We start from the raw sequence: 19,676 nt of genomic DNA on the forward strand, positions 1-19,676 counted from the left end.
ATTTGTACAGAAAGCTAGAACGGACTTCGTCCTATAGAACGCTTCGCTTTTAGAAAACTGGATATCTAGAGTCGTATCTTCAATCGCAAGTTGGTTGACAAGCTCACCTCTCCCCTCAAAATTTAGTAGTTCTCTAGTTCTCTAGTTCTCTAGTTCTCTAGTTCTCTAGTTCTCTAGTTCTCTAGTTCTCTAGTTCTCTAGTCAATAAACCCTCTCATCAAGTAAAAATTAGAGATCAAATCTGCTATCGATTATTTTTACGAATTTATGTTCCTGCTATGTTAACTTTGATGGTGAATAGTCCTTAATTTATAAATGGGTGATCTATCTATCACTTTTAGATTATTCCTCTGCTTTTTCTGGTGCATTACGCACAATATTGGTGAGTTTGAGTGTGTGTTAAATGCTTGTTAATGCATATCTATTCGATTTTTATGTGTTGTTTAAGCTTGAAATCCGTTTTTTATACTTTAATTGTTGCTTTTTTGTGATTTATTTGCCAAATTGACGCACTAGATTAGTTTCAGTTTTTTGTTCTGAAACGGAATGGATTCAATCAGACATAAATGCATTCTAGGTTTGAATGCGTGAAGTTTATGTCCCAGACAAGGCAGTAGAGGTCTGAAGATGTCACTATTAGAGGTGAAGAATCTTCGCATCGAGTATCCATCTCGTCATGGTGTTCATGCGGCGGTTAAATCGCTTTCGTTCAATATCGAACGCGGCGAAATTGTAGGTGTAGTAGGTGAATCTGGTGCAGGTAAATCTACGGTAGGTAACGCAGTTATCGATCTACTGAGCCCTCCAGGGCGTATAGCTAGTGGTGATGTATTTTTAGATGGTGAAAAGGTATCTGGCCTTTCTCCTGAACAAATGCGCAAAGTTCGCGGTTCAAAAATTGGGTTTATTTTTCAAGACCCGATGACCTCTCTTAACCCTCTTTTCACGGTAGAGCAGCAGCTTAAAGAAACCATTCATGCCAACATGAAGGTGTCTGACCAAGAAGCCTATGATCGCGCTCTAGCGTTAATGAATCAGGTTGGTATCCCTCAACCAGAAAACCGCCTTAAGCAATACCCTCACCAGTTCTCTGGTGGTATGCGCCAGCGTGTGGTTATCGCGATTGCACTGGCGGGTGAACCTGACTTGATCATTGCCGATGAGCCGACAACGGCACTAGATGTATCTATCCAAGACCAAATCCTTAACCTCATCCGCGAGCTGTGTATCAAGAACAACGTTGGTTGTATGTTGGTAACGCACGACATGGGTGTGGTATCGAATGTGACAGATCGCGTTGCGGTTATGTACCGAGGTGATCTGGTTGAATTTGGTCCTACGGCGAAAGTTCTGGGTGACCCAGACCATGCGTACACACGTAGCCTTATTTCAGCAGTACCGCGTTCAGACATCAAGTTAGACCGTTTCCCGTTGGTGTCGTACATCGAAGAAGCGGCAGAAATGGAACCGTTGGACGTTAAAAACCACTGGTTGGGTCAAAGCCAAGACCATCGTGATTACACCGGTCCGCTGCTGAATGTCGAAAACGTTAACCTACGCTTTGTTACCAAGGATTCTTTGTTTGAGAGCCGTCGTGAATACGTACAAGCTTCAAACAATGTGAGCTTCCAAGTACACGAAGGTGAGACGTTTGGTTTGGTCGGTGAGTCTGGTTCTGGTAAATCGACCATCGCACGTGTCATCGCCGGTCTTTACGCACCAAATTCAGGCAAGGTGTCGTTTGAAGGCATTGACTTAACAGGTCTGAAATCTGAAAAAGAGCGTCGCCCGCTGCGTCGTCAGATGCAGATGGTGTTCCAGAACCCTTATACCTCTATGAACCCGCGCATGAAGATCTTCGATATCATTGCGGAGCCTATTCGTTTCCACAAACTGACACGCAACGAAGCCGAAACGCGTCAGATCGTGAACGACCTACTAGAACACGTTGGCCTCGGCAAAATGGCCGGCGTGAAATACCCTCACGAATTCTCGGGTGGTCAGCGTCAGCGTATCTCTATCGCTCGCGCACTGGCAACTCGTCCTCGTCTGCTTATTTGTGATGAGCCAACCTCGGCACTGGATGTGTCGGTACAGGCTCAAATTCTGAACTTGCTTAAGGATCTACAGCAAGAACTGAATCTGACCATGCTATTCATCAGCCACGATTTGCCGGTTATCCGTCAGATGTGTGACCGAGTAGGTGTGATGCAAATGGGTACGCTATTAGAAGTTGCACCAACAGAGCAGCTCTTTAATGACCCTCAGCACGAATACAGCAAACAACTGATTTCTTTGATGCCAGAGTTCACTGGTCTTCGAGAAGATATAAAAACGGCGCAAGCCATATAAAGAAAACCAAGCCCAGCTTGGATGCGATTCAGACGCAAACACAACACAAACAAATAGGGACTCGATCCCCGCATGAAGGAGTTATGCAATGAAAACCATGAAAAGCAAATTAGCAGTTGCCTTAATGGCTGCAGGCCTAAGCTTTAGCGCTGCAGCAGCAAACATTACAGTTGCTTACGATGCTGACCCAGTATCACTTGATCCTCAAGAGCAGCTGTCTGGCGGCACAATGCAGCTATCTCACATGGTATTCGATCCACTTGTTCGCTTTACGCAGGATATGGAATTTGAACCTCGTCTAGCAGAATCTTGGGAACGTGTAGACAACGAAACAATGCGTTTCAAACTGCGCGAAGGCGTTAAGTTCCACTCAGGTAATGATTTCACTGCAGACGACGTAGTGTGGACGTTCGAGCGTCTGAAATCTTCTCCTGATTTCAAAGGTATCTTTGGCCCACTACTTTCTCTAACGAAAGTAGATGACTACACGGTTGAAGTAAAAACAGACGGTACTTACCCTCTAGTTGAAAACGTAGCAACCTATATCTTCCCTATGGACAGCAAGTTCTACTCAGGTACAACAGCTGATGGTAAAGATAAAGGTGAAATCGTGAAGCACGGTAACTCGTTTGCTTCAACGAACCAATCTGGTACAGGCCCATTCGTTGTTAAAACACGTGAGCAAGGCGTTAAGGTTGAGTTTGAGCGCTTTGACGGCTACTGGGATACAGAAAGCAAAGGTAACGTTGAAAATCTAACACTTGTACCAATCAAAGAATCTGCAACACGTGTTGCGGCGCTTCTTTCTGGTGGTGTAGACATGATCGCTCCAGTATCTCCAAACGATTACACTCGTATTGAGAAGGCTGACGATATCGCGCTGTACACTATGCCTGGTACTCGCGTAATTACGTTCCAAATGAACCAAAACAGCAACCCTGCGCTTAAAGATGTTCGTGTTCGTCAAGCGATCGTTCACGCAATCAACAACGAAGGTATTGCTAAGCGCATCATGAAGGGTGCAGCGACACCTGCAGGTCAGCAGAGCCCAGTAGGCTACGCGGGTTACAATGAAGACCTGAAACCACGTTTCGACCTTAAGAAAGCAAAAGAGCTGATGAAGGAAGCGGGCTACGAAGATGGCTTCACGCTAACTATGATGGCGCCAAACAACCGTTACGTAAACGATGACAAGATCGCTCAAGCGTCTGCGGCAATGCTATCTAAGATTGGTATCAAGGTTGATCTGAAGACGATGCCTAAAGCGCAATACTGGCCTGAGTTCGATAAGTGTGCAGCAGACATGCTAATGATCGGCTGGCACCCTGATACAGAGGATTCAGCAAACTTCACTGAATTCCTAGCGATGACGCGTGATGCTGAAACAGGTAAAGGTCAATACAACTGTGGTTACTACTCAAACGCAGAAATTGACAAGCTGGTTATGGATTCTAACTCAGAAACTGACCTAGCAAAACGTAGCGCAATGCTGAAGCAAGTAGAAGCGACGCTTTACGATGAAGCAGCATTCGTTCCTCTACACTGGCAGGATCCTTCTTGGGCAGCGAAGAGCAACGTAGAAATCGGTCCAATCGTTAACGGTATGAACTTCCCATACTTCGGTGACCTAGTTGTTAAGTAACTGATACTTAATACAAACAACCTTACTACTAGCAGAGGTGGTGATAAGCCACCTCTGCTAGCACTCAAGCTAACAAAACCTCATTGAGTGTCTGACGAAAACGTCAGAGGTGATGGTTGTCATTTTCTTGGTACTTAGCTTTGTTTCAGTCGGGCTGGGTACCATTTTTGAGACTGAAAATGGTTTGGCCATTGAACACAGATGCGCCAAAAAGATTGAAAATCATGGAAAGATTAAGGGGCAAGAAATGTTTTCGTTTCTGGTCAAGCGCCTGTTTCAGGCACTGATAGTGATGTTTGTGATCAGTTTGGTGGCGTTTGCCATTCAGGATAACCTGGGTGACCCGTTACGTGAGCTTGTTGGTCAGTCGGTTTCTGAAGCAGAGCGTCAAGAGCTGCGTGATGAGCTAGGGCTGAATGATCCCTTCATTACTAAATATTCTCGCTTTGTAGGCGCTGCGCTACAAGGTGACTTAGGTACTTCGTACTTCTTCAAGCGTCCAGCTGTGGACGTGATCCTAGATAAACTAGGGGCGACGCTAGAGCTCGTATTTGGCGCGACTCTGATTATTATCTGCTTATCTATACCTCTAGGAGTTTACTCGGCGATCCATCCAAAGAGCTTTTTCACCAAAGTGGTGATGACCTTTAGTAGCGTTGGTATTTCTATACCGGTTTTTTTGACCGCGATTATGCTGATGTACGTCTTCTCGATTGAGTTGGGTTGGCTGCCATCTTATGGCCGAGGAGAAACGACCAATCTACTAGGGTGGGAGTCTGGCTTCTTTACTATTGATGGCTTGCGTCACTTGGTACTTCCGTGTATTGCTTTGGCATCTATCATGCTGCCACTGTTTATTCGTCTGGTTCGTTCAGAGATGCTTGAGGTGCTGAGCTCGGAATACATTAAGTTCGGTAAAGCAAAAGGCTTAGCGTTAAATAAAATTTACTACCAACACGCACTGAAAAATACCATGCTGCCAGTACTGACGGTAGGTGGTGTTCAGATTGGTACCATGGTGGCATACACCATCCTAACTGAAACGGTCTTCCAATGGCCGGGTACGGGGTTCCTTTTCCTAGAAGCGATTAACCGTGTAGATACGCCGCTTATCACGGCATACGTAATCTTTGTTGGTCTTATCTTCGTTGTGACCAACACCATTGTTGACTTGCTATACGGCATCATCAACCCAACGGTTAACCTAACAGGCAAAGGAGCATAATCATGGAACAAGTAGCAAAAGCTCCTTCTCGTTGGGAGCAATTTAAACAGTCAGATTTTCTGTACTACTTTAAGCGCGATAAAGTTGCGATGGCGAGCTTTAGCGTATTTCTGGTGTTCTTGGTGTTGGCGCTTGCTGCCCCAATCATTTCACCAACAGACCCATACGATCTGACGTCTATCGACATTATGGACTCTGAGCTTCCTCCTGTTTGGATGGATGGTGGTGAACCCGAGTTTGTATTGGGTACTGACGAGCAGGGTCGTGATATTTTATCGACTATCTTGTACGGTTCACGCCTATCACTGACGATTGGCTTCTTCGCGGTAGCACTACAGCTATTCTTGGGCATCATTATTGGTCTTTCTGCGGGTTACTTTGGTGGCCGTGTCGATAGCTTCCTAATGCGTTTCGCTGATGTTCAGTTGTCGTTCTCTACGATGATGGTTGCGATCATTGTGTCGGCCATCTTTAAGGCGAGCTTCGGTAGTGACTTTTACAGTCAGTATGCGGTCGTGATGCTAGTAGTGATCATCGGTGTGGCTGAATGGCCGCAATATGCGCGTACTATCCGTGCATCGGTATTGGCAGAGAAGAAGAAAGAATACGTCGAAGCGGCACGTGTGATGGGCTTCAAAGCGCCACGTATCATGTTCCGCCATATCCTACCTAACTGTCTGTCTCCAATCTTGGTTATCTCTACAGTACAGGTAGCGAACGCCATCATGTCTGAAGCCGCACTATCGTTCCTTGGTCTGGGTCTTCCAGTTGACCAACCATCACTAGGAGCCCTAATCAGCATTGGTTTTAAGTATATATTCTCTGGCGCTTGGTGGATTACTGCCTTCCCTGGCATCGTACTTGTTACCTTGGTACTGGTAATCAACCTACTGGGTGACTGGTTACGTGATGTATTTAACCCTAAAATCTACAAGGGTTAAGGGTTAAGGGTTAAGGGTTAAGGGTGACCTAAACTGAATTATAAAGGGCTCTTCGGAGCCCTTTGTTGTTTTTATCTCGCCCTAGTGAATTGATTTCACTAATATTAATGTCAATTAGTGATCTACTAGATAGATTGTTACGCTAGAACTTACCTAAACTAAATATGATTTAGCATCGTATTTCTTATTGCTGTTCACATTTTATTGATGCTAATACGGTAAAATAATCAGAATTATTCTAGAGATGTTGTCATGATTCATAAACTTAAATCGATACTGCCTTTGATTGGAGCGACCTGTTTGGTCTTTCCTGGTATTGCGACCGCAGATCAAGGTTCCGATTTCTTGTGTGATGCGACTCAGGCATCTGACAATGAACTACCGATGCTGTCAAAGTCTTGCCCGATTGGTGACGGACTTTGGGGGCGTAAACCAAGCAAACAAGAAGGCTTGTTTTGGATCCAATGTGGTGTGTTCAATCAGCCATTGGCGTTAGCCAAAGCAAAAGCGCTCTATGATCAGATATCGTCAGATGTGTGGATGAAGCCGGAAAATAAAGGTTACCGTTGCTTGATTGGCCCATACAAGATGCATTCAGAAGCGGCTAAAGATCTGGCGGCAGTAAAAAAACAAAGCGCTTACAAGCAATCCTTCATTCGAGAGGTGGATGGTAAGCCAAAGCAGGCGGAACCTAAGAAAGTCGCCAAGGTGACAACCAAACCAGCACCGAAGCCTGTTCCAAAGGTTAAGCCTCAGCCAAAGCTGAGCCCTAAACCTGTGGCCAAGCCAATACCAGCACCGATAATGAAACAGACGAATGGAGACTCACCGCTGTCCATCCGTCGCACCGCAGAGTTGCGAGGCAATACCTACTCAGTCGTTTACGCAGTCGATAACAAGCAGTTCTATATGGAGCATGAACTTCCATGGAATCGTATGGACTACCCTCAAGCTACTGAGGCATGTTCGAGTGTTGGAATGCAGCTCGCAACTGAACAGCAATGGAAAACGCTGATCGACTCTAGGGTCATGGAGCGCGATAAATGGCCAATGCACCTACCGTATTGGGGCTTAGATAAAAAAGGCTTGTTTACCAGCGGTAAGGTGAACCAGCTCAAAGGTACCTCATTGCTGAATGTGATGTGTGTGAAGTAAGGTAAAGCCCGAGGTGAGAATCTCGGGCTTGGTTTTATCTATCTTTCAAAGCTAAATAGAATATCTTCGTAACGACCTTGTTGTGTTTCTTTTACTTCACCATAGAGCGTGTGTATACCAGGCTGAATATTAGCCTCGGAGGTGAAATCGATGCTGCATGAATCTCCGTTATCGAAATACTGAACATTCCACATCATAGGCGAGTCTGATATTGAGAAATCTGCCGTAAAGTCATAGATAGATTTTACGTTGTCGCAGCTCATTTTGATGTGTAGGTCTGCATCTGATACTCCGCCTTCACACATATTGCCACTGCAACTCGAATCTACATCGTTCATAGCACCGTCAACATCCATATGGTTGATATTGCCTTCATTGTCGATGAAATGAAGTGCACCCTCTGACCAGACATCTTCCACAACACCATTAGTAATTTGTTGAGCAATGATCTGGTTGAGTGGATCTGCCGTTGTGTATGCTGCATGAAGTTCATTCATGTTCTCATCGTTGCTCTTGTACGCATTTTTGAAAACAAAATAACCGTTATATTTCTGAGCAAAGTAGCGAACAGACATGCTCTCACCATCTTCTTCCATAAAGAGCGTAAACCCACCATCATCATCGGTAGTATAAGCGCCTAGAGACTCGAAGTTAGGGTTCTCACTCGGACGTAGTGAGGTATTAACTTCTGGGCATCCGCGGAAACTTTCCAGTGAGCGCTTATGACCATACAGCTGTTGGCTTTGTGAATCAAAGTAGCGTACTTCACATGATACACCTGTATTTGAGGAATCAAATCCTTCAAGGGCTAGCTGGTAGAAGTAGGTATCTTCAATACCACTTGGTTTAGGTGGCTCAACAGGAGTTCCTTCCTCAACGATTGGTAGTGTTAAGGTCGCCGTCTCTCCGGCAGGTGCTCCCTGGTCATCTTTTACCGAGATCAGGATGTTACCTTGCTCTTGAGTGGCAGAAACGGGTGTACCAGAGATGGTAATTTGTAGATTGTGGCTATCAACACGCTTTGTTAGGCCGCCAACTACATTCTCAAACTCCACGTTTACCACTTTGATATAGCCATCAGAGTCTGTAAACAGATCGGCGATATTGAGCGTTTCATTGAACACTTCACCTTCTTGTAGATACCAGTTGGCTACTTCAGTATTGAGGGCTGATTCAATTTCAGTATCTAGTGTTGGTGCTGAGTTAGGGGAGGTTACGGTGACCTTGATACTGATTGGGTAAGAAACCGCCTTATGAGTATCTTTGGCAAATACTTGATAAATGAAAGTACCCGCTTGCTCCAATGTGCCGTCGATTATCCCAGAATCGTTATCGATAGTTAAGCCGTTAAGCTGATGAGTCAACTCTTTAAGTTGGTAAGTCATAGTATCGCCATCTGCATCACTAAAGTGTTGTGATGCATCGTAGCTTTGCCACGCAGTGCCTAGTTCAATCGGCTCGATTGCTATTAACTTATCGCCTAGGTCATGGATAGGGCGATTATTCTCTTTTACTTCGATGACGCCATCTTTTGAGACATCGACTTTAGGAGAGAAGCCTTTTAAGTCTTTGCTGTCATCGTTGATGATATCTACCGTAGATTCAGCTACTTTATTCGCAATCTCTAATTGTATGTCTACATCTTTATCAGCGTGATCAACGAGCGTTTCACCGATGATGTTGAGCGCTTGAGCTTTTTCACTGTCATCCGCAATATAATCGCCAAAGATTAGTTTTGAGGTGGTATCCAGACCAGTCTTGTTTAGAGCTTCTACAACCTTGGACTGTGCTTGCTCAACAGTTAATGTTACGTCCTGATTGAGCTGCTCTACCACCATGTTGGTCATCGGGTTGATCACCTTGCCACCAGGCGTTACGCCAAGGGCAAAATCTTTCTCGACCAAACCACGAGTTTCATCGACGGTTTCACCCGTTTTTGCTTTGATAAACACAAAGTGATCTTGCAGGTCTTCTGGGAGTGAAAACTTACCTCCCGTAGTCGTCATACCAACCTTTTTGTCTATATTCTCATTAAGTAATTGGTCATCATCCATATCCACCCAGACTTCGGCCCCCACTAGGTAGCCATCGATGGCTTTGATTTGAGTGGAAGGGCTTGGTTTGTCCGGTGATGTAGGACTTGAGGATTCGCTACCACACCCTGCGAGTATGAGAGCCACTGACGCCGTTAATAAAGCTACCTTGTTCATTATTTATCCCTACTCCGAAGAGTAATTTATTAAGGTGAAATTAAAACCGGCGTTTTTTTAACTCTATGTATCTAGTTGTACAAGGCACGTATTTGCGCGAAAAATCCGTAAACTTTTTTATAAACCATTGTGTTTTTGAGTGGGGTTGAGCTTCTGTGTTAACCAAAATCGAGAGAACTTGAGGTCTTTCTCAACCAAGCTAGTACTACAACCGAGAACTTGGCTGATCTCCTGATTTTTCATTCCGCCAAAGTACCGCAGTTTCAAGGCATTTGATTGACGTGGGTAGCTGGCACTAAAACTATCTATCGCCTTATCCATAACGATTAACTGCTCAAAGCTTCTTTTCTGTTGCTCATGGTTTTCAATGGCTTTTTGGCGTTTTTGCGCACAATGGTGGCGGGCGTTATCAATTAAGATTTGGCGCATAATTTTGACGATGAGCAGCATGAAATCGCGAGTGTTCTCAATAAGAGTGGTGTCGGATTGAGACAGCTTTAGGTAGGCATCATGAACGAGTGCGGTCGTGTTACAGGTACCATCCCAAAAAACAGGGCTATCACAGCCATGCTTGTGGACATTTCGAGCCCTTTCCTGCTTGGAGAGCCTATGTAGATGGGCGTAAGCGAGTTGATATAGTTGATGTTCTGCTTCTTTACTTCCGAGTTTCCATTGCAGAATAATGGATTCAAGATTGAGTGGGTTTTCGTTCACTTTTTCTGCTTACCTTTTGGGAGTTCTGTTGGCTTAGAGTCAAAGGGGCTAACGAACGCAGTAGTATGCTTTTCGTCGCTGGTGGTATGTCTGAAGATAGGCGAATACTCTCTCGGGTTCGTTTGAGGATTGAGCTAACACGTGCCTGATTATCTTGTGTTGCCCGGAGGCCCGCTATTGTGTGTATGAGTTGCTGGGTTATCTGGGCAGATATTCGTTTTTCTCGTTCACTCTGGCTCACAATAGACGAGACCAACAGTGAACTACTAGAGACTAAAACGAAGGTAAAAATACATAGTAAAGGATAACGTTGGCTGTATTTTAGGGCACGATAGAAGGGACTCCTTGAGCGTTCTAATATGGGTAAGTTTTCCGATATACACTTAGCATCTTTGAGCAGTGATGCCAGATCTGGGTAGGAAGTTGTGGTCTTTTGTAGAGCTTTGTTTATGAGCCAGTTTATGTCGTCGTAGTGGCTTTTACTTGTAAACAATAAGTCCAATATTTTTCCGAGAGCAAATATGTCACAACACTGAGTAGGCGATTTGCCATCGACTTGATTAGGGCTAGCGTAACCCGGTGTATAAATTGAAATGGCTGATGAGAGAGCGGCAGAACCACTCAGTAGGTTGAAGTCGAGTATCTTGGGAAAACCTTGGGAATCAATCAGAATATTCTCGGGCTTAATATCGCCGTGAATGACACCTTGTTGATGAGCGTGATGTATCGCTGAGGCTATCTGTATAAACAGCTTTAGCTTTTTCGCTCGGCTCAAGTCATAGGTATTGATGTACTCGTTTAACGTACACCCCTTAACGTACTCCATCACGATATAGACTGAATCTTGGTAAAATCCCCCATCAAATACCTTTGCAATGTGTGGGTGATTGAGCTGGGCTAGTGTTTGGGCTTCTTTGAATAACAGCTTGGTCCCCAAGGTGCGAGCGATAGAAGGTTGAATTAACTTAATGGCGAGATTCTGTTCGAAGGTCTCATCGGCACGCTTTGCAGCGTATACAACACTGATGCCACCTCTCCCTAACTCATGAGTAAGAAGGTATTTGTCTATGATGGTATTGTTAAGGTCTTGCTTAGGTTCCATCAACTGTTGAGCTGCATGCCCTATCACGTCAGTGACAGAGGGGGCGTTTGAAAGCTCGATGAGTGGAGCTAGTTTTCGATATAGCGCGGTGCTTTTGTTTCGCAGTTTTTGCAGAGCATGACGCTGCTCATGTTCTGGCAAACCGAGTAAATGATAAGCGAAAATGGTGAATTGTTTACTGACGGTATACACGATTTAGGTGCTAGGTGTTTTTGGGCGTAATTCTATTGGATTTTCAAAACGACCCATTATCGATTTAGTAACTTTTATAAATTTTTATTTTAAAGCCTCATTAACGATTAAAACTGCCTCAAGGATGATTGAAACGCGCTCAGTTCCAATGCAAACAAAAAATGCCACTCAGTTGAGTGGCATTTTATTATCGGCATTTCCTCCATCTCAGATGGGGAAAGGCATTAACGCATAGTAACAAATTCTTCAGAGCCAGTTGGGTGGATAGCCACTACAGAGTCGAAGTCTGCCTTGGTTGCGCCCATCTTCATTGCTACGCCGAAGCCTTGAATCATTTCGTCAACAGTGAAGCCGATACCGTGTAGACCAACTACCGTTTCTTCTTCGCCAGCACATACGAGTTTCATGCGGCAAGGTTGACGGTGCTTAGTCACGGCTGTGTACATTGCAGTGAAACCTGAAGTGTAAACCTTGATGTTGTCTTTGCCGTACTTCTCTTCAGCTTCTTGAGTCGTAAGACCGATAGTGCCAATTGGTGGGTGGCTGAATACAACAGTAGGAACAAGCTCGTAGTCCATTTTCGCATTCGTCTTGCCGTTGAATAGGCGCTCAGAAAGCTGACGACCTGCTTTTACCGCAACAGGCGTTAGTTCGATACCGCCTTCCATGATGTCACCAACACAGTAGATACCAGGAACGTTAGTCGTTTGATATTCGTCTACCTTGATGTAACCACGGTCGTTGGTTTCAACGCCTGTTGAAGCAAGGTTGATTGCATCCGTTGCTGGATGACGGCCGATTGCCCAGATGAGTTGGTCAACATTTTGGCTCTCACCGTTTTCTAGGTGGAGGGTTAGGCTGCCATCTGCTTCTTTCACCACTTCTTTTGGAACAGAGTGGGTGTGCAGTGTAGGGCCTTCTGCTTCCATTACCTCAACCAATGTCTCGATGATCATTGGGTCGAAGCTACGCAGCGGCGATTCTTTACGCACGAACAAATGTGTTTCAGTGCCTAATGCGTGAAGAACACCGGCGATCTCTACCGCGATGTAACCCGCACCGATAACCGCTACGCGTTTTGGTTGTTCGTTTAGATCGAAGAAGCCGTTTGAATCGATGCCGTATTCCGCACCTGGGATGTTTGGAATGGTAGGGCGACCACCGACTGCGATCAGGATGTGATCTGCCGTGTAGTGTTCACCGTTTACTTCTACAGTCTTCTCATCAACAAACTTAGCAAAGCCTTTGATTACGTTTACTTTGTTGTTACCTAGAACACGGTCATAAGATTGGTGGATACGACCAATGTATGCTTGGCGGCTTTCAACCAGTTTGCTCCAGTCAAAACCTTTAACGTCGACATCAAAGCCGTAGTCTTCAGCGTATAGATTCATTGCTTCAGCAACTTGAGCACCGTGCCACATAACTTTTTTAGGAACACAGCCCACGTTCACACAAGTACCGCCAAGGTCTTGAGCTTCGATGAGTGCTACTTTAGCGCCGTACATAGCCGCACGGTTTGCTGATGCAATACCACCAGAACCACCACCAATACAGATGTAATCAAAATGCGTTGCCATTACTTTCTCCGAGAGCTTATTAATTTATTTGTTTGCTTCTTGAGTATATTGGGATGAGTTTGAGCAAACTCAATCTACACTCTGAGCTATCCTTGTCATCCATGATAATTCGACTCTGATTTTATTCCCAATGAGAAAAAGTCAGCATATCAATGACAAATAACGATAAGACGAAGCAGGCGCTTCATCTCAAATACCATTATTCAGGTACGATCCAATCCACTTTCCAGTGGCCTGTTGCTGGTGCAATAGCCTCTTTTAAGAAAGGAAGAATCTCTTTCATTTGGCTTTCTAGTTTCCACGGCGGGTTAATCACGATCATGCCTGATGCTGTCATGCCTCGCTCGTTAGTGTCTGGTGAAACACCAAGCTCAATTTGTAGGATCTTGCGAATGCCCAAACCTTCCAGGCCTTCGAGCATGTCTTCGATATCGTAGCGATTCACCACCGGGTACCAAATTGCGTAGATGCCCGTTGCCCAGCGCTTGTGGCTTTGCGCGATAGCCGTTACTACATCGCGGTACTCTTTTGCCAACTCGTAAGGTGGGTCGATAAGCACAAGCCCACGACGCTCTTTAGGTGGCAAGCTACCTTTCAGGCGTTGGAAGCCATCTTCTTTGTAGATCTTCACCTGGCGATCTCGGTGAAACTCTTGTTCCAACAGCGGGTGATCTGCAGGGTGCAATTCTGTCAGTACCATGCGATCTTGTTCGCGCAATTGAGCGCGAGCCACGCGAGGTGAGCCTGGGTAGTAACGTAGCTTGTCACCGTTGTTTAGCACTTTGATAGAGTCTAGGTAGCTTTGGATCTCTGCTGGAATGTCACTTTGTTGCCAAACCTTAGCGATTCCTTGCTTGTACTCGCTGGTTTTTTCTGACCATTCGTGAGTTAGGTCGTAGCGTCCCACACCAGAATGCGTATCGTGGTAAACAAATGGCTTATCTTTCTGCTTGAGTGAATCAAGGATAAGGCTTTGAACGATGTGTTTTACAACGTCGGCATGGTTGCCAGCGTGAAAGCTGTGGCGATAACTAAGCAAATTGGTCTCTCAAAACGTCCGAAGGGCGTATTATTGTTCTAGATAAGTAGCCTGATTATACGCCACTATTGAAAATTGCTGAACATACCTATATTTACTATCTAAGACGAAATAAAAATAACAAAGACGAACTGGTTTTCTTTTTGGCTTAAAAAGCGAGATTCCCTATCTCGTTCGTTCCTCACTGTAGGGAATGACGTAGAGAGCTATGAGTAAATCAATCGATTTGAACAGATGACTGACTTAAAAGGATTGCCTTATGTCTAACCCGCTTCTTACCTTCACGGACTTGCCTCCGTTTTCTCAGATTAAGCCAGAGCACGTAAAGCCTGCTGTTGAGCAAGCGATCAACGATTGCCGCGCTAAGATTGAGCAAGTACTTGCCGACAACACTCAACCGACCTGGGATAACCTAGTTGCTCCTATCGAAGAGAGTGATGATCGCCTAGGTCGCATTTGGTCACCAGTGAGCCATATGAATTCGGTCGTGAACAGTGATGAACTACGTGAAGCTTACGAAAGCTGTTTGCCACTATTATCTGAATACGGCACTTGGGTTGGTCAACACAAAGGTCTATTTGAAGCATACAAAGCGATTAAGTCGAGCGATACCTTTGCTGAGCTAAATCAAGCACAGAAGAAAACGATTACTGACTCACTACGTGACTTTGAGCTTTCTGGCATCGGTCTACCTGCGGATGAGCAGCACCGTTACGGTGAGATCAGCAAGCGTATGTCAGAGCTTGGCTCGCAGTTCTCGAATAATGTACTTGATGCGACGATGGGCTGGACTAAGCATGTGACGGATGTGACAGAGTTATCCGGTATGCCAGAATCGGCATTGACGGCAGCCCAAGCGGCGGCAGAAGCAAAAGAGCTTGAGGGATACTTATTAACCCTCGACATTCCTTCTTACCTACCAGTAATGACTTACTGTGATAATCAAGAGCTGCGCCAAGAGTTGTACGAAGCGTATGTCACTCGTGCATCGGATCGTGGTCCAAATGCTGGTAAGTGGGACAACACTGAGCTTATTGCTGAGCAGCTAAAACTGCGTCATGAAATTGCTCGTATGCTGGGCTTCAATACCTATAGCGAAAAGTCTTTGGCAACCAAAATGGCGGAAGACCCATCTCAAGTACTCGGTTTCTTAAATGACCTAGCTTCTAAAGCGAAGCCGCAAGGTGAGCGTGAAGTTGAAGAACTGCGTCAATTTGCTAACAAAGAGTTTGGTGTTGAGACACTAAATCTTTGGGACATCGCTTACTACAGCGAAAAGCAAAAGCAGCACTTATTCCAGATCTCTGATGAAGAGCTGCGCCCATACTTCCCAGAATCAAAAGCCGTAAGCGGTCTATTTGAAGTGCTGAATCGAGTCTTTGGTATGTCGGTGAAAGAGCGTGAAGGAGTGGATACCTGGCATGAGTCGGTTCGTTTCTTTGATATCTTCGACGCGAACGATACTTTACGTGGTAGCTTCTACCTTGACCTGTACGCTCGTGAGCATAAGCGTGGTGGGGCATGGATGGACGATTGCCGTGGTCGCCGTATTACCGCTTCGGGTGAGCTACAAACACCAGTGGCTTACCTAACGTGTAACTTCAACAAGCCGGTAGGGAACAAGCCTGCACTATTTACTCATGACGAGTTGGTGACGCTATTCCACGAGTTTGGTCATGGTATTCACCATATGCTAACGCAAGTGGACGCGGGCGCGGTATCGGGTATTAATGGTGTGCCATGGGATGCAGTTGAGCTCCCAAGCCAATTCCTAGAGAACTGGTGCTGGGAAGAAGAAGCGCTAGCCTTTATCTCTAGCCACTACGAAACGGGCGAACCGCTACCAAAAGAGATGCTAGATAAGATGCTTGCTGCGAAGCACTTCCAGTCGGCGATGTTTATTTTGCGTCAGCTTGAATTCGGTCTGTTTGATTTCACGCTTCATACTGAATATGACCCTGAGGTCGGTGCGAAAGTGCTAGAGACGTTAGCGGATGTGAAGTCAAAAGTCGCTGTATTACCAAGCCTAGAGTGGAATCGTTTCTCTCATAGCTTCGGTCATATTTTTGCTGGTGGCTATAGCGCAGGTTACTACAGTTACCTATGGGCTGAGGTATTGTCTGCAGATGCCTACTCTGCCTTTGAAGAAGAGGGAATCTTCAATAAAGACACTGGTAAGCGTTTCTTGAACAACATTCTAGAAATGGGCGGCAGTGAAGAACCAATGGAGTTGTTTAAGCGTTTCCGAGGTCGTGAGCCTCAAATTGATGCGTTACTTCGTCATTCTGGGATTGCTGTTTAAGTATTTGCGTTAAGCACCAACCTAAAATTAATGAAAGCCTCTAGTTAACTAGAGGCTTTTTTTGTGAATAAAAATCTACTTTAATTTTACCTCCCACTTACCTATAAACTGGGTGAATGTGAAATTTATTCCAAACCTGTAATTAACTTTCATTTTTCGAAATTTTAGAAGTATTACTTCAGCTGAATCTCAGTCTTATTAACCCTTTCTTACAATGTATATCTTGGGTATAGAGTCATTTGGTTATGAGTTTGTTTTGGGTCAAAGAAGTGCTCTAGATGAGGTACCTACTGTCCGAAAGTTAATTACAAGATGGTGTTTCTTCAGGTAGTTTAAATTAACTTTTGATATGCATTTAATGCAGATAACTATGCATTTAAGTGTCGTGATTACATTCAGCGATTACTTTTTATCGGTTTGTCATTTTACCGATGTCGACTGAATTGACTTGGAGAGTTCCCTATGACTAAAAAGTGGTTCACCGAGACGGTTGAGAACACCCAGCAGATGATGGGTGTATCGTCAGAGCAAGGTTTGACTTCAAACGAAGTCACCGAGCGTCAATCACAATACGGAAAAAATGAGCTTCAGGAGAAAGCGGGTAAATCTGCTCTTGAGCTATTTCTTCACCAGTTTAAAAACCCATTGATCTTCATCCTGGGTGTTGGTGCGATTGTTTCGTACTTTACAGGACACCTAGTCGATGCGATAGCCATTACTGCGATCATCTTTATCAATGCTTTAATCGCTTTCTGGCAGGAGTTTAAAGCTCAGAAGGGTATGGAAGCACTGCGTCAAATGGCGGCACCATCTGCGCAGGTTAAGCGAGATGGTGAGTGGATGGACATTCCAGCGAGCGATATCGTTCCGGGTGACATCCTAAAAATCAGCACAGGTGACATACTGGCGGCTGATGTCCGAATTCTAGAAGCAAACCGCCTATCTATCGATGAGGCGGCGCTAACTGGTGAGTCTGAGCCTGTCGACAAGACTGCCAAGACCATAGACGATGAAACGGTTGGTCTAGGTGATCAGCTAAATATGGGTTTCATGACTACGATGGTGACGTCCGGTACTGGTCTGGGTCTGGTTGTAGCAACGGGTATGCAGACCGAAGTGGGTCACATTGCTGACCTAATGGCTAACACTGAAGAAACCAAAACACCAATGCAAGAGCGTATGGATACCATTGCTAAGACACTGATGGTGGTGGCTCTTGGTGTGGTTGCTGTGGTGTGTGCGATCGGTCTTTACTACGGTATGCCTTGGTTAGAGATTCTAAACACAGGTATTTCACTGTCGGTAGCGGCGATTCCTGAAGGTCTTCCAACGGTTATTACCATTGTTCTAACTATGGGTTCAACCCGTATGGTGAAGAACAACGCACTGGCGAAACAACTGGCTGCAATTGAAACTCTAGGTTCAACGACGGTCATCTGCTCAGATAAAACAGGTACGCTGACGCAAAACCAAATGCAGGTTATGAAGGCGTATGACGCAAGCGGTCGTTACTGGGAAGTAAGCGGTAAAGGTTTTAGCCCAGAAGGTGAGTTCAAGCCATTGTCACACAATGTCGATGCAAAGCAGAGCCCAGAGATGATGAAAGGCCTGGTTGTTGCGACGCTATGTAATGACTCTGAATACCTGATGGATGGTGACAAGTCATCGGTTCGTGGTAACCCAACAGAAGGCGCATTGATTGTTGCAGCAGCGAAAGCTGGTCTGAATCAATCAGAGATGCTGACGACGGGCGGTTATTCTATCGTGGACAAGTTCCCGTTCGACTCATCTCGTAAGATGGCTTCAGTGATTGTTAAAGACCCTGAAGGTAAGCACTTCCTTGCGATTAAGGGTGCGCCAGACGTAATCTTAAGCAATGCCGCTGGCTTTATGGTTGATGGCACTCCTGTTGATCACACTCCAATGTCGACAGACGGTAATCTTGCGCTTGCAGTAAACCCAAGTGAAGAAATCGTTGCAAACTATGAAGCAGCAATCCAAGACTTCGCACAAGATGCTCTACGTACACTGGCTGTAGGCTTTAAAGAACTAACAGAAGCTGATCTAGAGCGTGACCACACTGAGCTTGAGAAGGACATTACGGTTCTTGGTCTATACGGCATCATGGATCCACCACGTCCAGAAGTGCGTGATGCGATTGAAAGTTGCTACCAAGCGGGTGTGAGAACGGTAATGATCACGGGTGACCATGCCCTAACAGCGGCAGCTATTGCACGTGAGATAGGGATTATCCGTAGCGAGAAAGACCTCGTTATCACTGGTGCAGAGCTAGACGAAATGGACGATGAGAAGCTGCAACAAATCTGCCCTCAGGTAGCGGTATTCGCTCGTGTAACTCCCGAGCACAAACTGCGTATTGTTCAAGCTCAGCAGGTAAATAACGAAGTTGCAGCGATGACAGGTGACGGTGTGAACGATGCACCAGCACTGCGTCGTGCCGATATCGGTGTTGCAATGGGTATCACAGGTACATCGGTAGCGAAAGACTCGGGTGACCTTATCCTTCTGGATGACAACTTCAGCACTATCGTGAAAGCGGTTCGCCAGGGTCGTCAAATCTTCGATAACCTGCGTAAGTTTATCCGTCAGGCATTAACTGCAAACGTCGGTGAAGTATCGGTCATCCTATTTGCATTCCTAATGATGGGCCCAGAGGCTATCTTGCCGCTAACACCATTAATGATTCTGTGGATCAACTTGGTATCGGATGGTCTACCGGCGCTAGCGCTAGGTGTTGAGCCAGAAGAGAAAGATCTGATGGAACGTAAGCCTCGCAAACGTAACGAGAGCTTCTTCAGTGATCACCTAGGCACTCGTATCCTTACTCGTGGTCTAGCATTAGGTGGCATGAGCTACATGGCATTTAACTGGGCGCTGACTAATGGCTTCTCAGCAAACTATGCTCAAACCATGGCATTTGCAATGTTGGTATTTGCTCAGCTATGGCACCTATTTGATTCGCGTACGTTTACGTCGCTATACCGTCGTAACCCATTCACTAACCCGTACCTACTAGGTGCAGTGGCAGTGTCAGCAATTCTATCGCTGGGGGTTATCTACACAGGCCTAGGTCAGCTAATCTTCAATACTGAAGCACTATCTGTAGGTCACCTATTTGGTGTGATCATGGCAGCTTCACTACCGACACTCGTTATGTCAGCAGTGAAAGAAGCAACTAAGACTAAGTGGTTCTAATCTAAC

12 protein-coding genes are annotated in these 19,676 nt (G+C 45.4%); 7 read left to right on the plus strand and 5 right to left on the minus strand.

The annotated features are described in order from the left end of the window. Positions 1 to 627 precede the first annotated feature (627 nt). From DPF91_RS16530 to DPF91_RS16550, 5 genes are all read left to right on the plus strand, one after another. Complete coding sequence (locus tag DPF91_RS16530) at positions 628 to 2,352, plus strand: ABC transporter ATP-binding protein (protein WP_117235551.1); 1,725 nt, start codon at positions 628 to 630, stop codon at positions 2,350 to 2,352. 88 nt (positions 2,353 to 2,440) lie between these two features. After that, positions 2,441 to 3,994, plus strand: a complete 1,554-nt coding sequence (locus DPF91_RS16535; RefSeq protein WP_117235552.1) for an ABC transporter substrate-binding protein — start codon at positions 2,441 to 2,443, stop codon at positions 3,992 to 3,994. A 247-nt stretch (positions 3,995 to 4,241) separates the two neighbouring features. Continuing rightward, entirely contained in the window at positions 4,242 to 5,219 is a 978-nt protein-coding gene (locus tag DPF91_RS16540) for an ABC transporter permease (protein WP_117235690.1), read from the plus strand. Positions 5,220 to 5,221: 2 nt separating this feature from the next. Beyond that, positions 5,222 to 6,160: an ABC transporter permease gene (locus DPF91_RS16545; RefSeq protein WP_117235553.1), complete on the plus strand. Its 939-nt coding sequence runs from the start codon at positions 5,222 to 5,224 to the stop codon at positions 6,158 to 6,160. A gap of 252 nt (positions 6,161 to 6,412) precedes the next feature. After that, on the plus strand, positions 6,413 to 7,315 hold the full coding sequence (locus tag DPF91_RS16550) for an SPOR domain-containing protein (protein ID WP_117235554.1): 903 nt from the start codon (positions 6,413 to 6,415) through the stop codon (positions 7,313 to 7,315). Positions 7,316 to 7,353: 38 nt separating this feature from the next. Here DPF91_RS16550 and DPF91_RS16555 read toward each other — a convergent pair whose 3' ends face one another. The 5 genes from DPF91_RS16555 to DPF91_RS16575 all read right to left on the minus strand — a co-directional run bounded on the left by DPF91_RS16555 (position 7,354) and on the right by DPF91_RS16575 (position 14,152). Further along, positions 7,354 to 9,525, minus strand: coding sequence for a putative Ig domain-containing protein (locus tag DPF91_RS16555; RefSeq protein WP_117235555.1), 2,172 nt, complete (start codon positions 9,523 to 9,525; stop codon positions 7,354 to 7,356). 117 nt (positions 9,526 to 9,642) lie between these two features. Then, the gene (locus tag DPF91_RS16560) at positions 9,643 to 10,239 is read right to left on the minus strand and encodes an ECF-type sigma factor (protein ID WP_117235556.1); all 597 of its coding nucleotides are present in this window, start codon (positions 10,237 to 10,239) and stop codon (positions 9,643 to 9,645) included. Beyond that, positions 10,214 to 11,533, minus strand: coding sequence for a serine/threonine-protein kinase (locus DPF91_RS16565; RefSeq protein WP_117235557.1), 1,320 nt, complete (start codon positions 11,531 to 11,533; stop codon positions 10,214 to 10,216). The genes DPF91_RS16560 and DPF91_RS16565 overlap by 26 nt, the downstream gene beginning before the upstream one ends. Before the next feature lie 224 nt (positions 11,534 to 11,757). Beyond that, on the minus strand, positions 11,758 to 13,113 hold the full coding sequence (gene gorA / locus DPF91_RS16570) for a glutathione-disulfide reductase (protein ID WP_117235558.1): 1,356 nt from the start codon (positions 13,111 to 13,113) through the stop codon (positions 11,758 to 11,760). 199 nt (positions 13,114 to 13,312) lie between these two features. Further along, a complete protein-coding gene (locus DPF91_RS16575; protein WP_117235559.1) occupies positions 13,313 to 14,152 on the minus strand; it encodes a 23S rRNA (adenine(2030)-N(6))-methyltransferase RlmJ in 840 nt (279 codons plus the stop codon). A 259-nt stretch (positions 14,153 to 14,411) separates the two neighbouring features. Between DPF91_RS16575 and prlC the strand changes: the two genes are divergently transcribed. Together prlC and DPF91_RS16585 are read left to right on the plus strand one after the other, a co-directional pair. Continuing rightward, the gene (gene prlC / locus DPF91_RS16580; RefSeq protein WP_117235560.1) at positions 14,412 to 16,454 is read left to right on the plus strand and encodes an oligopeptidase A; all 2,043 of its coding nucleotides are present in this window, start codon (positions 14,412 to 14,414) and stop codon (positions 16,452 to 16,454) included. A gap of 462 nt (positions 16,455 to 16,916) precedes the next feature. Beyond that, entirely contained in the window at positions 16,917 to 19,670 is a 2,754-nt protein-coding gene (locus tag DPF91_RS16585; RefSeq protein WP_117235561.1) for a cation-translocating P-type ATPase, read from the plus strand. The last annotated feature ends 6 nt before the right edge of the window (positions 19,671 to 19,676 follow it).

It is taken from the genome of Vibrio maerlii (genome assembly GCF_003415655.1).
In the GTDB taxonomy this organism is placed as follows: domain Bacteria; phylum Pseudomonadota; class Gammaproteobacteria; order Enterobacterales; family Vibrionaceae; genus Vibrio; species Vibrio maerlii.